Origin of the sequence: Mycobacterium sp. IS-3022 (assembly GCF_001500065.1) — a bacterium.
Lineage (GTDB): Bacteria > Actinomycetota > Actinomycetes > Mycobacteriales > Mycobacteriaceae > Mycobacterium.
Genome location: NZ_LQIN01000051.1, coordinates 1 through 16366, shown reverse-complemented (window position 1 = coordinate 16366; position 16366 = coordinate 1). Strand labels below are relative to the sequence as shown.

Genomic DNA, 16366 nt, shown 5'->3' with positions numbered 1-16366 from the left:
CGCCGCAGCCAAACGCTCGGTACCCGAAGTATGCGGTACCGCGGGTATTGACTCCGATGCGGAGGCTGCCTACCTTGGGGGTTAAGTCACCCAAAGGGAGGTCGCCGATGACAACCCCCGCTGTCGCGTCCAGCCGCAACGAGTTCTCCGAGCGCCTGCTGAAGGGGTCGGTGAAGAAGTCCTACGCCCCCGTGGTCGACATCGACTGGACCGCGCCGTTGGACCCGGACAAGTTCTTCCTGCCGCCGAAGATCGTCTCGCTCTACGGCACACCGCTGTGGGACACGATGACCCGCGAACAGCAGATCGAACTGTCCCGCCAGGAACTGGTCAACACGTTGTCCGCGGGTATCTGGTTCGAGAACATCCTGAACCAGTCGCTGCTGCGCAAGATGATGCATCAGGACCCCACCGCCAGTAACACGCATTACGAGTTGACCGAACTCGGGGACGAAACCCGTCACATGGTGATGTTCGGCAAGGCCATCGAGCGGGTCGACGCAAAGCCGGTGTGGCCCAAGTGGTATCAGCGGGTCATCATCAACGCGCTGCCGTTCGTGTTCCAAGGCTCGGCGCTGTGGGTCGCCGCGCTGATCGGCGAGGAGATCTTCGATTCGCTGCAGCGCCAGATGATGGACGACGACGAGCTACAGCCGATCGTGCAGCGCCTGATGCGGATTCACGTCACCGAGGAGGCCCGACACATCCAGTTCGCCCGCGACGGATTGCGCAAGCGGGTCCCGCACATGCGTCCGCTGCCGAAATTCGTGCTGTCCAACATCAACGGTCTTGGCGGCTACTTCTTCCGCTTCCTGTTCACCAACAAGGTGCAGTACGCGCGCGTCGGCCTCGACCCCAAGCAGACGCGGCGCATCGCGCGCAGCAGTCCGCATCGCCGCGAAACTCAGATGACCGGCTTCGCACCGCTGGCGGCATTCCTCGACGAGGTGGGGCTGCTGGGCCCGATTGCGCGCCGGATGTGGCGGCGAAGCGGTTTCCTGCCCCAATGACCGTCGTCTACGACGGGCCGGCCGCACTGCGGTTGCACGATGCGGAGCACGGCGTGCGGGTGCGGCTGACCGGTCACCTCGACCCGATCGACGGTCGGTACCACTGGCGGGGCATGGTCTTCGACCTGGCACCGGATGTCCGCATGCCGCAGACCGTGCACATATCGATCGGCGACCGCACGGCACAGGGGCAGTTGACCGAGGTGACGCCGTGGGGCACCCACTGCGTCGCCGGCGTCGGCGCCCCGCCGTATCCGCCGGACACCGAGGGTTAAGGCGTCGGCTCCGACCTGCGTTGTGCGACAACGCGTTCACGTACCGCACCGCCGTCGGGCTCCTGTTCGAGCGCGGCATAAACGGTGTCCGCCTTGGCTTCCGGCATCATCGGCGGAAGCATCGGTGTCTTCGGGTCGACGACGGCTTCGAGCACGGTCGGCCGGTCGGCCTCAAAGGCCCGCTGCCACGCCGCATGCGCCTGCGCCGATTCGCTCACCCTCAATCCGTGCAGTCCGAGCAGTTCGGCGTATTCGGCGTAGCGAAACGGCGGAACATCCTGGGACGCCGGGAAGCGCGCGTCGCCCTCCATTTCGCGCTGCTCCCATGACACTTCGGCCAGATCCTGGTTGTGCAGCACCAGGGTCACGAAGCGTGGATCCGGCCAACCGCGCCACCGGTCCGCGATCGTGACGAGTTCGAGCAACCCGCTCATCTGCATGGCGCCGTCGCCGACCAGCGCGACGACCGGGCGGTCGGGCGCGTCGAGCTTGGCCGCGATCCCATACGGCAGCGCGCAGCCCATCGACGCGAGATAACCCGACACATGCGCAGGTACCCCGCGCGGCAACCGGAGGTGACGGGCATACCAGTATGTCGCCGACCCGACGTCGACGGCGACGCGGGCGTTGCCCGGCAGGTGATCGGTCAACGCCCGCACCACGAATTCCGGGTTCGCCGAATCATGTTGGGCGTCACTGCGTTCGGCCGATTCGCGAAGCCAGTGCTGCGCCCAACGCGTGACCTGGTGCTGCCACCGGCGATCGGTCTTGCGGTGGACCAGCGAAGACAACCGCGTCAACGTATCCGCCGCGTCGCCGGTGAGCGCCACGTCGACCGGATACTTCGCGCCCACGACCCGGGGCTCGACGTCGATCTGCACCGCGCGCGCCTGGCCGGGGGCGGGATAGAACTCCGTCCACGGGTCGTTGCTGCCGACGATCAGCAGGGTGTCGCAGCCGGCCATGAGTTGCGCGCTGGCCGTCGTGCCCAGATGACCCATCACCCCGGTGTGCCACGGCGCAGCCTCGTCCAGAACCGGCTTGCCGAGCAGTGAGGTCGTCACGCCGGCCCCGAGCAGGTCGACGATTTCGATGATCTCGTCCTCGGCGCCCATGCCCCCGCGCCCGACCAGCACCGCGATCTTCTCGCCGCTGTTCAGCAGCTCGGCAGCGCGGTGCACGTCGGCGTCCCGGGCGACCACGTGCGGACGGGTGAATCGAGCGGCCGACGGAACGACACCGTGACTGTGCTGGATCTCGTCGGGCATCTGTGCCTTCTGCACGTCGTGCGGCACGATCAGGCACGTCGGCGTCGACGACGCCAGTGCGGTGCGCATCGCGTTGTCCAACGCCATCGGCATCTGCTCGGGCGCGAAGACGGTCTGGACGTACTGCGCGCACACATCCTTGAACAGCGTGTGCAGGTCGACCTCCTGTAGATAGCCGCTGCCCAGCGCGGTCGACACCACCTGCCCGACGATGGCCACCACCGGCTGGCGGTCCAGCTTCGCGTCGTAGAGGCCGGCGAGCAGGTGGATCGCGCCGGGGCCTTGGGTGGCCAGGCAGACGCCCACCTCACCGGTGTACTTGGCGTGGCCGCAGGCCATGAACGCCGCGAGTTCCTCGTGCCGGGTGGCAATGAATTCCGGCTCACCGGCCCGGGCGAGTGCTCCGAGAAGTGTGTTGACGCCGTCGCCCGCGTAACCGAAGACTCGCGTCGCTCCCCAGTCGCGCAGCCGCGTCACCAACGCGTCGGCGACGAGATCGGGCACCGCTCACCTCGGTTCCGCGCGGAATCGCGCTAGCTCAGGTCTTCGTTTGTCAGCGCGTGGAACCCCTTCGCCTGAGCCCGGGCGAGCGCGGCCCGGATCAGGCCGACGATCAGGCCCTGTATCGCCGCGGCGATGAACACCTCGCGCGCCGAGCGGCTGAGGTCCTTGGGATCCGGCTCCTCGTCCTCCGGGTTGATCCGCTGCCAGACCTCGGTGAAGATCTTGCCCGCGATCAGGCCACCGACAACGCTGCTGGCGATTGACAAGGGCTTGGACATGGTTTTGGCCGCGCTCACGGCGTTCAAGTTCCCGGCGAACCATTCCCTAAACCCCGAACTAGAACCCGTTCTAGTATTGCGGCGTGCGGTTCACCTATGCCGAAGCGATGACCGATCCGGCGTTCTATGTGCCCCTGGCGCAGGCCGCGGAGGCGGCGGGCTACCACGCGATGACGATCGCCGACAGCATCGCCTACCCGTTCGAGTCGGACTCCAAGTATCCCTACACACCCGACGGCAGCCGCGAATTCCTCGACGGCAAGGCGTTCATCGAGGCGTTCGTCCTCGCGGGTGCGTTGAGCGCGGTCACCACGACGCTGCGGTTCAACTTCTTCGTCCTCAAGCTGCCGATCCGGCCGCCCGCGCTGGTGGCCAAACAGGCCGGATCGCTGGCCGCGCTCTTCGGCAACCGGCTCGGGTTGGGCGTCGGCACCAGCCCGTGGCCCGAAGACTACGAGTTGATGGATGTGCCGTTCGCCAAACGCGGTAAGCGGATGGACGAATGCATCGAGATCATCAAGGGTCTGACCACCGGCGAGTACTTCGAGTTCCACGGCGAGTTCTACGACATCCCGAAAACGAAGATGACACCGGCCCCCACCGAGCCGATCCCCATCCTCGTCGGAGGCCACGCCGACGCCGCGCTCAAGCGGGCGGCCCGCAACGACGGTTGGATGCACGGCGGCGGCGATCCCGGGGAACTGGATCGACTCCTGAAGCGGCTCAAGCAGTTTCGCGAAGAGGAGGGCCGCACGGGGCCGTTCGAGATCCACGTCATCTCCGCCGACGCCTACACGCCCGACGGCATCAAGCGCCTCGAGGACAAGGGCGTCACCGACGTGATCGTCGGGTTCCGGATCCCGTACATCACGGGGTCGGACACCGAACCGCTCGAGACCAAGATCCGCCATCTCGAGAAGTTTGCCGAAACGGTGATCAGCAAGGCCTGACAAGGGTTATCGGCGCAGCAGTGCGGGTAGCCTGAGCCCAATGGCGGACACGGGGGCGCTGCGAGGCGTCGTGGCGGTGGGCGCCTCCGCGGGAGGCGTGGAGGCCCTCACCCAATTCGCGGCGGGACTACCGGCCGACCTGCCTTTCGCGGTCTTGATCGCGTTGCACATGCCGCCCAAAGCGCCGAGCGTGCTGGCGAAGATCATCGACCGCAGTGGACTGGTGCCGGCCGCCAGGGCAGGCGACGGTGAAGCGCTGGAGCCGGGACGCATCTATGTCGCGGTGCCGGACCGTCATCTTCTGGTCAATGACGGCCGGGTGTTGTTGTCCGAGGGCCCGACGGAGAACACTTTCCGCCCGGCGATCAACGCCTTGTTTCGCTCGGTGGCCGTCGATTTCGGTCCCCGCGCGATCTGCGTCCTGATGTCGGGCGTCCTCGACGACGGAGTGCTCGGCGCGGCAGCAGTACGCTCGAGGGGCGGAACGACGATCGTGCAGCATCCCGACGACGCGCTGTATCCGACCATGCCGATGAACGCCATCCGGGCCGGTGTCGTCGACCACCAGGTCGCGGCCAAAGACGTCGGTGCCCTCCTCGAGAGCCTGGCGGAGCAAGAGATCGAGGATCGAGAAATGGAACCCGACGATCTGATGAAACTCGAGAACCGCATCGCGATGGGTCCCCGGTTCGGCATCTCTTTCGACGGTGAGGCGTTGGGCCCGCCCTCCGGCTACACCTGCCCGGACTGCAACGGATCGCTGGCAGAGATCACCAAGGACAACTACCGCTGCCGGGTCGGGCACGCCTGGACCGCCGACGCTCTGCTGGGGGCGCGCGACGACGAGATCGAAGGTGCGCTCTGGGTTGCGCTGCGCAGCCTGCAGGAGAAAGGCAAGCTGGCGCGACGGATGGCCGAGAACGTGGGCAGCGGCGCGTTGTTCGACCGGTACAACCGGATGGCGCACGAGGCCGAACACGCGTTGACGGTGCTGGGCAGGCGACTGTCGGAGCTGACTGCAGAGGAAGGTGAGCGCGGTGCCTGACGATATCGGCACGCTGGCGTCCGCTGCCGATGAAATCGGCGGTACGACGGTGCTCACGCCCCGCGGTGTGCTCGACAGCCGGACATACCGTCCGCTTCGCGACGTGATCATCAAGGCCGCCCTCGACGAGCCGCGGGCCGTCATCGTCGACGTGACCAGTCTCGAGGTGCCTGCCGAGTCGGCATTGGCGGTGTTCACGAGTGCGCGCTGGCACGTCGACCGGTGGCCGGAGATACCGATCCTGTTGGTCTGTGAGCACCCCGGCGGCCGATCGGCCATCGTCCGCAACGGAATCCACCGCTACGTCCCCGTTTACGCGACAATCCACGACGCGGTCGAGGCGCTCGGTCAGCCCTCGCCGCTCGAGTTTCGACGCCGCGCCCGTGCACATCTGCCCGGCGGCATGGCAAGTCTGCGGCGGACGCGTGAACTCGTGGACGAGTGGCTGATGGCATGGTCGCAACCCGACCTGATCCCGGTCGCCAAGGTCGTCGCCACAGCATTCGTGGAAAACGCTGTGGCACATGCCAACAGCGATCCGAACTTGCGGCTCGAGTGCGACGGCTCGGCGGTGACCATTGCGGTGGAGGACACCAGTCACGTGCCCGCCGGCGTTCGGGAGTGCGGCGGTGGCCCGCCGACGGGGCTGCGCATCGTGACGGCACTGTGTCGCGCGTGGGGCAACGCGCCGACCCCTTCGGGCAAAACGGTCTGGGCGGTGATCGGTCCGGAAAACCGGCTGTAGTTGCGGGTATGGTCAGATCCGCGGGACGGCGATCGGACACGGGTTGAACGAGCAGACGGAAGAGTCGTTCGAGACTCTCTTGCAGTACATGCGTGATACGCGGGGCTTCGATTTCACCGGCTACAAGCGCGCGTCGCTGATGCGTCGGGTGCAGCACCGGATGGAACGTGCCGGGGCGGACACCTACGAGCAGTACCTCGACATGTTGCAGGCCAGTCCCGACGAATTCTCCGCGCTGTTCAACACGATCCTGATCAACGTCACGTCGTTCTTCCGCGACCCGCCCGCGTGGGAATACCTCCAGCGCGAGATCGTCCCGTCGATCACCGCCGACCGCGGACCCGGCAGCCCCATCCGGGTGTGGAGCGCCGGATGCGCTTCCGGCCAGGAGGCATACACCCTGGCGATGATCCTCGCCGAGGAGTTGGGCGTGGAGGCGTTCCGGCAGAGGGTCAAGATCTACGCGACGGACGCCGACGATGATGCGCTGACCGCAGGGCGCGCCGGGTCATACGACGCCAAGGCCGTCGAGTCGGTCCCGCCCGAACTGCTCGACCGGTATTTCGAGAACACCAACGGCCGATATGTGTTCCGAAAGGATCTGCGGCGCTCGGTGATCTTCGGTCGTAACGACCTGGTCAAAGACGCCCCGATCTCCAAAGTGGATCTACTGGCGTGCCGCAACACCCTGATGTACTTCAACGCCGCCACCCAACGAAACATTCTGGGCCGGTTGCATTTTGCCCTGGCGCCGCACGGCATTCTTTTCCTCGGTCGCGCCGAGATGCTGTTGACACACGGCGATCGCTTCACCCCGGTCGACCCGGACCAGCGGGTGTTTCGGAAGGCCGTGGGTTCGCACGGCAACATCGACCGCTCCGGCGGTGAGGTGCGCGCGGTGGGACCGCACGGGCATCGTCAGGGCCTCGACCCCGTGCGCGACTTGGCTTTTCGGGCTAGTCCCGTGGCTCAGCTCGTCGTCACCGGTGACGACACCGTCGCCATGATCAACTGGCAAGCCGAGGCCATGTTCGGACTTTCCGAACGTGACGTCGGTCGCCTGCTGCGCGATCTCGAGTTGTCCTACCGCCCGGTGGAGTTGCGCGCGTATCTCGACCAGGCCAGGGTCGAACGGCGATCGGCCCGGATTCAGAACGTGGAATGGCAACGGCCCGGAGCGGATACGGTCTGGTTCGAGATCCACATCAACCCGCTTGTCGACGCCTCCGACGGCGTGCTCGGCACCTCGATCGTGTTCTTCGATGTGACGGCGACGAGGCTTCTGCTGGACAAGGTCGGCCACACCAACCGGCAGCTTGAGGCGGCCTACGAGGAACTGCAGTCCACCAACGAGGAACTGGAGACGACGAACGAGGAACTGCAGTCCACGATCGAGGAGCTGGAGACCACCAACGAAGAACTGCAGTCCACGAACGAAGAGCTCGAGACCATGAACGAGGAGCTGCAGTCCACCAACGACGAGCTCCACACGATCAACGACACGCTGAACGAGCGCACCATTGAGCTCGATCAGGCGAAGAACTCCATGGACGCGCTCGTCGATTCGATCCATTTCGGACTCGTTGTGGTGGACCGGGAGATGCGGGTGGCGGTGTGGAACCGGGGTTGTGAGGAGCTCTGGGGTCTGCGTGCAGACGAGGTGATCGGATCGGCGTTGACCGCGTTGGACATGGGCTTCCCCGTTGATGCCGTCAAACCCCTGATCGGCCGGGCGTTCGTCGATGCCGACAGCATCGAGACGACGGTCGTCGACGCGGTCAACCGTCGCGGCCGGCCGACCCGCGTGCGGGTCGTGTGCAGCGCGTTCCGATCCGCCCCGGCCGCCATCAACGGCGCATTGCTGTTGATGGAAGTCGATTCTTAGTTCTTCCGGCGGTCGTCCGCTGCTTCTTTGACCTGCTCATCGGCGGCCGCCGCGTCGTGTTGCAACGCGGCGTCGCGGTGGCGGGCAGCGGCGTCCTGATGGGCGCCGCCCGCCGGGTCGTCGGCGAACAACGCGGCTTGCTCATGGGCCGCGGCCGCTTGGCGGTGCGCCAGTGCGGCGTCGACGTGCCTGGCCGCGGCCGAATGGTGCGCATCGCGGGCACGATCGAGCGCCTGGTCCGCGCGCACCTGCGCCGTTTCCGCCGTCTCCGCGGTCGCTCGACCGCCTGACTGTAGACAAGCGATTCGCTCGCGCAGCTCCTCTGCCCGCGCGCGCGCTCGCTCGGCACGGTCCGCGGTCGAGGGCTCGTCCGTGGCACGGCCGCCAGGCAGGTCACCGGGCATGGCCCTCACCCTCGAAGCGTGGTGTGCGGACTACAACCGTATGCCTCGCGGTACGACACGGCGAACCGCCCGGTGTGCGCGAATCCCCAGCGGGCGGCGATCTCGGTCACCGTCGTGCGGGAGCGATCGGCGGCCTGAAGCTCCTGGTGGGCGTAGTGCAATCGAAGCCGGCGAAGGTACTGCAGCGGGGTCATCTCCAGGTGCCGGCGAAACATGTACTGCACCGCGCGCGGCGTGACGTGCACGGCCCGGGCGATGTCGTTGAGCGCGATGTCGTTGCTGACGTTGGAGTCCATGAACTCCATCGCGCGGCGAAGTAGCACGGGTTGGTGGTCGGTACGGTCGTGGGTCGTGGGCGCCGCGGCGAACGTGTTCGGGAACGTCGACATCGTGACGGCCGCAAGGAGCCGCGCAGCATGGCCGAGAACCAGCGGGGTGGCCATGACGTCGTCGCGGAGGATGACGTCCTTGACATAGGTGACCGTGCTCTTCCACAGCCGGGTCGCTGCGGCATCGACGGGCTGCAGGCTGGTGAAGTGAAGAGCATCCTCGTTGGCGGTCAGCCCGGTGGCCACGGAGGCCAGCGTCGACGGCTCCAGCAACACCGAGGTCATCCGCACGTCGTGGACGCACGCCCGGTGGGGGGTGTCCGGTTGCGACATCACGGCGACTTCGCCCGCGGCCACCTCGGCGGACTCGGGCCCGCATTCGCGGTTCATCCGGCCGCTGCTCGGCCAGATGACCAGCACCTTGTTCAACGGATCGGTCGAGGCGTGCGCGTCAGCTGCCAAGTGGATGTCCTCGATCGCGAATGGTCCGACGGCCGTGCGCGCATGCCTGAGCAGGCCGGGCGCGTGGTCGGCCTTCTCACAGCGCAGCCGCAACTTCGCACCGTAGGCGGACTCGAGGAACTCCTCGGCGCGGGCGGAGTCGGCGATCTCGACCTGAGATCGCTGCGGGCTGTGCACTTTGACGGCCATGTCGGCTATGGGAATCACCCACTCAAACTGAAACGAGATGGGGCATGAGTCTCAACCCTTTGGCTCCCACTACCGTACCCACTGAGCTGGGTTTCGAAGCGCCGGTCGGTCGGACGGCGATACTCTCGGCGAGTCGATGAGCCGAGTGCTCGACGCGGTGCCTATCCTCTGCCGCATGACAGAGGACGTGGTGGTTATCCACACCGACGGCGGATGCAGACCCAATCCCGGGCCCGGTGGCTGGGGCGCGGTGCTGCGGCAGCGTCGTCACGTCCGCGAGATGTGCGGTGGCGAGTCGCTCGACGAGCAACAACCGGATGGAGTTGACGGCGCCGATCATGGCGCTCGAGGCGCTCACCAGACCGGTGGTGGTGCACCTCCACACCGACAGCACCTATGTCCGGAACGGGATCACCAGGTGGGTGCTCGGCTGGGAGCAAAACGGCTGGATGACCGCCGCGAAGCAGCCGGTGAAAAACGTCGACCTGTGGATGCGGCTGCGACTGGCCTGTGCGCGGCACCGGGTCGAGTGGTTCTGGGTCAAGGGCCACTCGGGTGTCGCCGACAACGAGTTGGCTGACCGGTTGGCCACGCGGGGCCTACAGGAAGCGCTCGAGGGTGCCGCGTCGAGCGTGCGGTGAGATCGCGTTTCAGCGGAAACCCGCGGTCTGTATGTCTTTATCTGACATTTGGACGGATTTCCATCATGCAAACAGACGCACAATTTCTGACATCTGGACGCCGTCCGAACACCTCGCTGTCGAAACTCAGCAGCCGCGCGATGACCGGTGCCTCGTGGCGACCCGCTGAAATTCGGCGTAAGGCGATCGCGTGATCGACACGATCATCTAGTTCTCCCAGCGAACCTCGGCCGGGTCCTTGTCCGGGCGCAGCCCTCGCCAACTCGGCTGCCGCAGCCGGTTATCTGATGTCCGTTCGCTGTAGCGCACCTCGCCGACGAGTTCGGGGCGGACGAACGTGACGCCCTTGGCGTCCGGGCGGGGCAGCCGGTCGTTGAACGGGCTGTCGTCCGTTTCCAACGGCTTGAGCGTCTTCTTGAGGTCGGCCAGGGCCTTGTCGGTGAAGCCGGTGCCGACCCGGCCGACGAACTGCAGTCCACCGCCTGTCGGGATACCGAGGAGCAGCGCGCCGATGCCGCTCGAACGGCCGCCCTCGCCCTGTCGCCAGCCGCCGATCACGACTTCCTGGGTGTTCCACAGCTTGTCCTTGATCCACGACGACGACCGCCGCCCCGGTTGATATGTCGAGTCACGTTTCTTGGCGACGACACCTTCCCAGCCCTTCTTACGGGCATACTCGAGCGCCTCGGGGCCGTCGCCGGGCAACAGGTCCGGGACGATCAACCCGCCGCCCTCGGCCAGCGCCTCGAGCAGTCGCCGACGGTCGGAATACTTGGCGCGCAACAGCGATCGGCCGTCGAGGTGCAGGATGTCGAACGCCCAGAATTCCACCCGGGTCGAGCGGGCACGGTTCTGCATCTCAGTGAAGCTCGGGACCCCCGACTCGTCGAGTGCCACCGCCTCACCGTCGAGGATCACGTGGTGCTCGGCGAGGTCGGCTGCGAGCGCCTCGAATGGGGGGAACTCCGCGGTGACGTCGCGGCCGCGTCGCGAGCGGACGGTCAGCCTGCCGCGGTCCGCGTCGAGGATCACCCGGTAGCCGTCCCACTTGCCCTCGAACGCCCACTGGCCGGCCTTGAGTCGCGCGACCGATCCTTCCTTCGACAACATCGGAGCGAGATCACCGGCCTGCGGCCGCTTCTGGTCCTTCATCCGGTGAGCGAGCCAGTTCTTGCCGTCGGTCTGGATCAGGGCGTAGCGGCCGTCGATCTTGTTGCCCTGCAGGTTGATGATGACCTCGCCGCCCTCTTTGGGACTGTCGGGCGGCACGTCGTTGAACTTCTCGGCCTCATACGTGCCGGTGTCCCAGACGATCATCTTGCCGCCGCCGTACTCCCCTTTGGGGATCTCGCCGTGAAAGGTCAGATACTCCAGCGGATGGTCCTCGGTGTGCACCGCCAGGTGGTTCACCGACGGGGTGTCCGGCAGGTTCTTGGGCACCGCCCAGCTCACCAGCACGCCATCGCGTTCCAGTCGCAGGTCGTAGTGCAGCCGGCGGGCGTGGTGCTCCTGGATGACGAACTTGTCGTTGTTGCCCGTTTTCGGCGGCTTGTTCGGCACCGGCTCCGGGGTTTTCGAAGCGTCGCGCATGCTGCGGTACGTGGTCAGCCGATCGGGCACCGGCACCGCCTCGTCGAGCGGCGCCAACAGATCACCCATCTCCTCGACGCGCCCGAGAACCTCGTCGAACCGCAGGTGCCGTAGCTTCCGATCGCCGATCTCATCCCATGTCCTGGGCGCTGCGACGGTCGGATGTTCGCGCCCGCGAAGGGAATACGGGGCGATGGTGGTCTTTGCGCCGTTGTTCTGGCTCCAGTCGACGAACACCTTTCCGGCGCGCAGGCTCTTCGTCATCGTCGCGGTGACCCGCTTGGGCATCGTCTTCTCCAGCTGCTGCGCGACCCGCCGGGCGAGCACCGATGCGCCTTGTGAACTGATCGGCTCCTGCAGTGGCACGTACAGGTGCAGTCCCTTGCTGCCGCTGGTCAACGGGTAGGTGGTGAGCCCGATGTCGTCGATCAGATCCCGTACCTCGTGGGCGACCTCGCAGAGTTGTCGAAACGACACTCCCTCGCCAGGGTCGAGGTCGAAGACGATGCGGGTCGCCGGGCCGGGGGTCGGTGGTCCGTCGTCCCTGGCGACGAATCTCCATTGCGGCACATGTACTTCGAGCGCGGCCTGCTGCGCGATCCACGCCAACCCCTCGGCGGTGTCGATGAGCGGATACGTCGTCGTCCCGGACCGGTGGGTCACCGACGCGCGGTCCAGCCAATCCGGCGCCGACGAGGCGAGCTGTTTCTCGAAGAACGACGGCTCCTCGACGCCGTTCGGCCACCGCTTGCGGGTGACGGCACGGCCGGCGACATGCGGGATCATCGCCTCGGCGATGCCGACGTAGTAGTCGAACACCTCGGCCTTGGTGGTCCCCGTCGCCGGGTACAGCACCTTGTCCGGGTTGGTCAGCTTCACCCGGCCGAATCGATCCACAGTGTGAACGTATACCCGCTGCTACGTTGGATCAGTGACTCGACTTGCGGCGGCGGTGCTGGTCACGGCGGCGGCGCTACTGGCGGCGCCGAACGCGGCGGCCGATCCGCAGGACCTCGTCCCCTACTGCTCGGGCGACCAGACGCCGATGGACAACAACTGCCGGCCGATGGCGCACCAGGAGTTCACCCACGGGTCGGGGTTCGGTCCGGACCTGCCGAATGGCCTCGACCCGTCTAACCAGCCGGTGACCTGAACATCGAGATCTGCCTGGGTTCGTCGCGCCGTTCACAGCCATAGCGCAGAAATCGGCGGCACCGGCAGTACGCCGGGTAGCGTGAAAACCGTGGTGACCGCATGAGTTCGGGCGACGGTGGGCAGCGGGCCTTGGTGATCGGCGAGGCGTTGATCGACATCGTCTCGCGTCCCGGCCAAGTCAGCGCCGAACACGTCGGCGGCAGCCCGCTCAATGTGGCGGTCGGGCTGGCCCGCCTCGACCGCGACGTCGACTTCCTCACCCACATCGGCGACGACGAGCGCGGCCGGCGCATCGTCGAGTATGTCGAAGCGGCTGGGGTGCAACTGGTTACGGGAAGCACGAACGCGGCGCACACCCCGACGGCGCTGGCCACTCTCGACGAGCACGGCTCGGCACAGTACGAATTCGACATCGAATGGCAACTGACGGGCACGCCGGAAGTCGGGCCACCGCTCGTCGTACACACCGGCTCGATTGCGACGGTGCTGGAGCCCGGGTGCCGCGCCACCGCGGCGCTGCTCGACACCTACCATCCGTCGGCGACCGTGACGTTCGACCCGAACGTGCGGCCGGTGCTGATCGAGGACGCCGACGCCGCACGCGGCCGCATCGATCGGATCATCGAGCGGTGTGACGTGGTCAAGGTGAGCGACGAGGACATGCGCTGGATCGACCCCGATCGGTCTCCCGAGCAGATCGCGCACACGTGGCTGACAATGGGGCCGTCCGTCGTCGCGGTGACCACGGGTGGGGATGGCGCGTTCGCGCTGTGCGCGCAGGGCATGGTGCGTGTGCCGGCGTTCCAGGTCGACGTCGTCGATACGGTCGGCGCGGGCGATGCGTTCATGACCGGGCTGATCGACGCCCTGTGGGCGCTGGGCCTGCTGGGCGCCGAACAGCGCGCTGACCTGGCGCGAATCGGCACCGAGGCGCTGACGGGCGTCGTGCGCACCGCCGCCTTGTCCTCGGCGTTGACGGTGTCCCGCGCCGGCGCCGATCTTCCTGATCGCAGCAGCCGCGATGCGGCGCAGAAATCAGCCATACTGGGTTGATGCGTTCCATATGGAAAGGCTCGATCGCGTTCGGCCTGGTGAACGTCCCGGTCAAGGTCTACAGCGCGACCCAGGACCACGACGTGAAGTTCCATCAGGTGCACGCGAAGGACAACGGACGCATCCGGTACAAGCGCGTCTGTGAACTCGACGGCGAGGAGGTCGAGTACCGCGACATCGCCCGGGCGTATGAATCCGACGACGGGCAGACGGTGATCATCACCGACGAGGACATCGCGACTCTGCCCGAGGAACGCAGTCGGGAGATCGAGGTGCTGGAGTTCGTTCCGGCCGGCGACATCGATCCGATGATGTATGACCGCAGTTATTTTCTTGAGCCCGAGGGCAAGTCGTCGAAGTCGTATGTGCTGTTGACCAAGACGCTCAAGGAGACCGACCGGGTCGCGATCGTCCATTTCGCGTTGCGCAACAAGACCCGACTGGCGGCGCTGCGGGTGCAGGACTTCAGCAAGCGCGACGTGATGGTGATCCAGACGCTGTTGTGGCCCGATGAGATCCGCGATCCCGATTTCCCGGTGCTGGACAAGGAAGTCGACATCAAATCGGCCGAGTTGAAGATGGCCACCCAGGTCGTGGACTCGATGACCGACGACTTCAATCCCGACCGCTACCACGACGACTATCAGGAGCAGCTGCACGAGCTCATCCAGGCGAAACTCGAAGGCGGCGAAGCCTTTACCACCGAGGAGCAGCCGCAGGAGCTCGACGAGACCGAGGATGTCTCCGATCTGCTGGCCAAGCTCGAAGCGAGCGTGAAGGCGCGGCGCGAAGGCCGCGGCAAGTCCGACGACGGGGACAAGCCGGCCAAGAAAGCGCCCGCGAAGAAGGCGGCTGCGAAGAAGGCCCCGGCCAAGAAGGCCGCGAAGAAGTCGCCTGCCAAGAAGGCTGCGAAGAAGACCGCCTCGAAAAAGTAGCGTCCGCTAGTGCGACTATGTGATCAGCACGTCGAGTCCGTCGTGGGCCGGCGAGGATGAACGACGTCACCGACGCGTAAAAGTCATCGATCGCTGCTGATTTCTAGAAGGGTGGTGGTTCGCAGTCGCGGGCGAGGGCTTCGGCGAGTAGCTGCTGTTGGCGTTGTTCTTCGGCGATCAGTTCGCTGCGTTTGCGGCGTTCGGCATTGATGCGGTCACGGCGGTCCTGCTCGCGAGTTTGCCTGCGCCGCGGCATCATCGCCAACCGGTCGGTGCTGTCGTCAGGCTCGCTACGTGGTGGGATCTCGAGTTGCCCCGTCGACTGCCCGAGCGCCGGAAACATGGCCGCCCCATGGGGTTCGGTGCGCCACAGGTGCCCGGTCGGTGCGATCAACTCGATCGTGCCGTCGGGCAATTGCCGGTCAGACCACCCGCCTACTCCACACAGGAACGTCTTGACCAGATGATGTGTGCGGCAGTAATGCTTGGTGTTCGACGGATGCGTTGGGCCGTACGGCCAGGGCACCGTATGGTCAACATCGCAGCGCTGCACCGGCTTGTCACAACCCGGCCAGCGGCAGCTGAGATCGCGCCACCGCAGGAAATCGCTCAACCCGGCGCTGGGCCGATACCCGTTGTCGGCGACGGCATCAGCGCGCGGCACCACCACCGGCTTCAACTGCGCGTTCTTGGCGATGTCTCGTACCGATTCGGCGGGCAGCACGCCGAACCCGGGCAGATAACCCGGTTTGTCGCTGGTCCCGTCGAGCGTGGGGTGTTCGGCGAGCACGTGCACCACCGCCGCAGTAGCCGCTGCGTGTTGTGCAGCCGCCGGGCAATCGTCTAATCCACACTGACAAGCCAGCCTGGACTCCAGACGCGACAGCGGCCCGCAGGCATCGGAGCGGCGCTGCTCTTTGGTGCGCGGATCCTTGTCGCAGACCGTGGCCGCAAGCGCATCCAACCGCTGATCCAACGCGGCCCCGACTTCGGCGTGCAGTGAACCCGTTACCGCGGCCACCCCGGCGGTGTCGGTCGGGGTTATCTCGACGTAGCGGTGCTCGTCGACCTCCGGCGGCACCCGGACCGCGGCCGGATCATATTCGGCGACAAACGAATCGATACGATCACGCAACTTGTTCTTCGACAGCTTCATCCACTTCTCGACCCGCCCGGCCAGAGCTTCATCCAAGCCGGCGATGATGTCGTCGTCAACATTCTCGGTGCGCGCAACGACCGTGGCCACCAGCCGGTAATCGATCACTCCCCGGCAGAACCGTCGAAGAATCTGCGGCAGCCGCTTCCGCAACGTCACCGCGACCCCGACCTGCCCAACCGCACGGGCATGGCTGATGTTCTGCACCGCCGAAATCTCGGCCGCCACGGCGGTCATGGAATCGACGGCGCACAAGTCGGCCAACTCGAAACCCGGATTCCGCCGCTCGAACAACTCCCCAACCGACGCCAACCGCCGCCCCATCGCCGCAGACTCCTCCCGAGTCTCCTCACCCATGAAGGTGAGCAACTCCGCATCGGACACGGTCTCGAACATACGTTCGATACTACTCGGATCCACTGACTCAAACTTTTTGACAGGCCCGCGTTATCCACAACGCGGCGTTGTTGAGGAGGTTGAGTGAGGCATGGT

General features: G+C 66.1%; 15 protein-coding genes and 1 pseudogene. 10 read left to right on the top strand and 6 right to left on the bottom strand.

Going from position 1 to position 16366, the window contains the following annotated elements:
• The first annotated feature begins 107 nt into the window (after window positions 1–107).
• Both AU188_RS23865 and AU188_RS23860 read left to right on the top strand, forming a co-directional pair.
• Window positions 108–1010, top strand: a complete 903-nt coding sequence (locus AU188_RS23865) for an AurF N-oxygenase family protein (protein WP_059165956.1) — start codon at window positions 108–110, stop codon at window positions 1008–1010.
• Window positions 1007–1285, top strand: a complete 279-nt coding sequence (locus AU188_RS23860) for a DUF4873 domain-containing protein (RefSeq protein WP_172799586.1) — start codon at window positions 1007–1009, stop codon at window positions 1283–1285. Before AU188_RS23865 ends, AU188_RS23860 begins: the two co-directional genes overlap by 4 nt.
• Here the strand turns inward: AU188_RS23860 and AU188_RS23855 are convergent.
• Both AU188_RS23855 and AU188_RS23850 read right to left on the bottom strand, forming a co-directional pair.
• Entirely contained in the window at window positions 1282–3057 is a 1776-nt protein-coding gene (locus AU188_RS23855; protein ID WP_059165954.1) for a thiamine pyrophosphate-requiring protein, read from the bottom strand. The genes AU188_RS23860 and AU188_RS23855 overlap by 4 nt on opposite strands.
• 29 nt (window positions 3058–3086) lie before the next feature.
• On the bottom strand, window positions 3087–3353 hold the full coding sequence (locus AU188_RS23850) for a DUF4235 domain-containing protein (protein WP_059165953.1): 267 nt from the start codon (window positions 3351–3353) through the stop codon (window positions 3087–3089).
• Between the two features lie 65 nt (window positions 3354–3418).
• Here AU188_RS23850 and AU188_RS23845 point away from each other — a divergent pair, with 65 nt between their 5' ends.
• The 4 genes from AU188_RS23845 to AU188_RS23830 all read left to right on the top strand — a co-directional run bounded on the left by AU188_RS23845 (window position 3419) and on the right by AU188_RS23830 (window position 7960).
• Window positions 3419–4285, top strand: a complete 867-nt coding sequence (locus AU188_RS23845; protein WP_059165952.1) for an LLM class flavin-dependent oxidoreductase — start codon at window positions 3419–3421, stop codon at window positions 4283–4285.
• 40 nt (window positions 4286–4325) lie between these two features.
• Window positions 4326–5330 carry a chemotaxis protein CheB gene (locus tag AU188_RS23840; RefSeq protein WP_059165951.1) on the top strand — a complete coding sequence of 335 codons (1005 nt, stop codon included), beginning with the start codon at window positions 4326–4328 and terminating at the stop codon, window positions 5328–5330.
• Window positions 5314–6075 (top strand): STAS domain-containing protein, encoded by a 762-nt coding sequence (locus AU188_RS23835; protein WP_502687637.1) that lies wholly within the window; start codon window positions 5314–5316, stop codon window positions 6073–6075. Before AU188_RS23840 ends, AU188_RS23835 begins: the two co-directional genes overlap by 17 nt.
• Before the next feature lie 88 nt (window positions 6076–6163).
• The gene (locus AU188_RS23830; RefSeq protein ID WP_059166097.1) at window positions 6164–7960 is read left to right on the top strand and encodes a CheR family methyltransferase; all 1797 of its coding nucleotides are present in this window, start codon (window positions 6164–6166) and stop codon (window positions 7958–7960) included.
• On the opposite strand, the gene AU188_RS23825 is transcribed toward AU188_RS23830, so the two are convergent.
• Window positions 7957–8364: a hypothetical protein gene (locus AU188_RS23825; RefSeq protein ID WP_082686770.1), complete on the bottom strand. Its 408-nt coding sequence runs from the start codon at window positions 8362–8364 to the stop codon at window positions 7957–7959. The genes AU188_RS23830 and AU188_RS23825 overlap by 4 nt on opposite strands.
• A 5-nt stretch (window positions 8365–8369) precedes the next feature.
• Window positions 8370–9344, bottom strand: a complete 975-nt coding sequence (locus tag AU188_RS23820) for an AraC family transcriptional regulator (protein ID WP_059165950.1) — start codon at window positions 9342–9344, stop codon at window positions 8370–8372.
• A gap of 175 nt (window positions 9345–9519) precedes the next feature.
• On the opposite strand from AU188_RS23820, the pseudogene rnhA reads away from it, so the two are divergent.
• A pseudogene (rnhA, locus tag AU188_RS23815) lies at window positions 9520–9985 on the top strand (ribonuclease HI).
• A 207-nt stretch (window positions 9986–10192) separates the two neighbouring features.
• Here the strand turns inward: rnhA and AU188_RS23810 are convergent.
• Entirely contained in the window at window positions 10193–12472 is a 2280-nt protein-coding gene (locus AU188_RS23810; RefSeq protein ID WP_059165949.1) for an ATP-dependent DNA ligase, read from the bottom strand.
• Window positions 12473–12506: 34 nt separating this feature from the next.
• Between AU188_RS23810 and AU188_RS23805 the strand changes: the two genes are divergently transcribed.
• The 3 genes from AU188_RS23805 (at window position 12507) to ku (ending at window position 14718) form a co-directional block, all read left to right on the top strand.
• Window positions 12507–12728 carry a hypothetical protein gene (locus AU188_RS23805; RefSeq protein ID WP_059165948.1) on the top strand — a complete coding sequence of 74 codons (222 nt, stop codon included), beginning with the start codon at window positions 12507–12509 and terminating at the stop codon, window positions 12726–12728.
• Window positions 12729–12829: 101 nt separating this feature from the next.
• Window positions 12830–13783: a carbohydrate kinase family protein gene (locus AU188_RS23800; RefSeq protein ID WP_059165947.1), complete on the top strand. Its 954-nt coding sequence runs from the start codon at window positions 12830–12832 to the stop codon at window positions 13781–13783.
• Entirely contained in the window at window positions 13783–14718 is a 936-nt protein-coding gene (ku, locus tag AU188_RS23795; RefSeq protein ID WP_059165946.1) for a non-homologous end joining protein Ku, read from the top strand. The genes AU188_RS23800 and ku overlap by 1 nt, the downstream gene beginning before the upstream one ends.
• A 103-nt stretch (window positions 14719–14821) precedes the next feature.
• On the opposite strand, the gene AU188_RS23790 is transcribed toward ku, so the two are convergent.
• On the bottom strand, window positions 14822–16270 hold the full coding sequence (locus AU188_RS23790) for an HNH endonuclease signature motif containing protein (protein WP_059165945.1): 1449 nt from the start codon (window positions 16268–16270) through the stop codon (window positions 14822–14824).
• Window positions 16271–16366: the final 96 nt, after the last annotated feature.